Origin of the sequence: Micromonospora qiuiae (genome assembly GCF_016863555.1) — a bacterium.
GTDB classification, from domain to species: domain Bacteria; phylum Actinomycetota; class Actinomycetes; order Mycobacteriales; family Micromonosporaceae; genus Micromonospora; species Micromonospora qiuiae.
Genome location: NZ_BOPC01000172.1, coordinates 1 through 1687 on the forward strand (window position 1 = coordinate 1; position 1687 = coordinate 1687).

A 1687-nucleotide genomic window follows, 5' to 3' on the forward strand; every position below is an offset into this window, starting at 1 on the left:
AAAGCGGGATGTTGCCGTGCTTCTTGGGTGGCAGGGTGTCCCGCTTGGTGCGCAGCACCCGCATCGCCCGGACGATCTGGGTGCGGGTCTCGTGCGGCGGGATCACCGCGTCGACGTAGCCCCGTTCGGCGGCGATGTACGGGTTGGCGAGGGTGTCCTCGTACTCGGCGATCTTCTCGGCGCGGAGGGCGGCCGGGTCTTCGGCGGCGGCCAGTTCCTGCCGGTAGAGGATGTTCACCGCACCCTGCGCCCCCATCACCGCGATCTGGGCGGTCGGCCAGGCGAAGTTCAGGTCGGCGCCGAGGTGTTTGGAGCCCATCACGTCGTACGCCCCGCCGTAGGCCTTGCGGGTGATCACGGTTACCTTCGGCACGGTGGCCTCGGCGTAGGCGTAGATGAGCTTGGCGCCGCGGCGGATGATGCCGTCCCACTCCTGGCCGGTGCCGGGCAGGAAGCCGGGAACGTCCACGAGGGTCAGCACCGGGATGTTGAACGCGTCGCAGGTGCGCACGAACCGGGCGGCCTTTTCCGACGCGGCGATGTCCAGGGTGCCGGCGAAGTGCATCGGCTGGTTGGCCACCACACCGACCGGCCGACCCTCGACCCGGCCGAAACCGACCACCATGTTCTGCGCGTAGAGCGGCTGGACCTCCAGGAACTCTGCGTCGTCGAGGACGTGCTCGATGACCTGGCGCATGTCGTACGGCTGGTTGGCCGAGTCCGGGATCAGCGTGTCCAGTTCCCGGTCGGTGTCGGTGACGTCGAGATCGACGTCGACGGGAAAGCAGGGTGGTTCGTCGAGGTTGTTCGACGGCAGGTGCGACAGCAGTGCCTTGACGTAGTCGATCGCGTCGTCCTCGTCGGTGGCGAGGTAGTGGGCGTTGCCGCTGCGGGTGTTGTGGGTGTGGGCGCCGCCCAACTCCTCCATGCCGACGTCCTCGCCGGTGACGGTCTTGATCACGTCGGGGCCGGTGATGAACATGTGCGAGGTGCGGTCGACCATCACGGTGAAGTCGGTGACGGCGGGGGAGTAGACCGCGCCCCCGGCGCACGGCCCCATGATGAGCGAGATCTGGGGGATGACGCCGCTGGCGCGTACGTTGCGGAAGAAGATCTCGCCGTAGAGACCGAGGGAGACCACGCCCTCCTGGATCCGGGCGCCGCCGGAGTCGTTGATGCCGATGATCGGGCAGCCGATCTTCATGGCCAGCTCCATCACCTTGACGATCTTCTCGCCGAAGACTTCGCCGAGGGAGCCGCCGAAGACGGTGAAGTCCTGGGCGAAGACGCAGACCTGCCGGCCGTCGATGGTGCCGTAGCCGGTGATCACGCCGTCGCCGTAGGGGCGGGTGCGCTCCAGGCCGAAGTTGGTGGAGCGGTGCCGGGCGAACTCGTCCAACTCGACGAACGAGCCCTCGTCCAGCAGCATCCCGATCCGCTCCCGGGCGGTCTTCTTACCCCTGCCGTGCTGCTTCTCGACGGCGCGAGCCGAGCCGGCGTGTGCCGCCTCCTCGACCCGACGCGCCAGATCCGCCAACTTGCCCGCGGTGCTGTGGATGTTGATCCCGGTCTCGGCTGCCGAAGCCGTTTCCGCGCTCATCGCGCCCGCCTGCTGAAGTGGAAACGGGTGACCAGCTTCCAGGTGGGGAGGCTAATCGCGGTGGTCATCAGAATCCGCCCGTGAAAC

The 1687-nt window shown here is 67.7% G+C and carries 1 protein-coding gene; it reads right to left on the reverse strand.

Annotated elements, in window-relative coordinates; translation table 11 throughout:
- On the reverse strand, nt 1-1600 hold a 1600-nt coding region (locus tag Vqi01_RS30220; protein ID WP_204038539.1), incomplete at its 3' end, for an acyl-CoA carboxylase subunit beta.
- Nucleotides 1601-1687 lie beyond the last annotated feature (87 nt).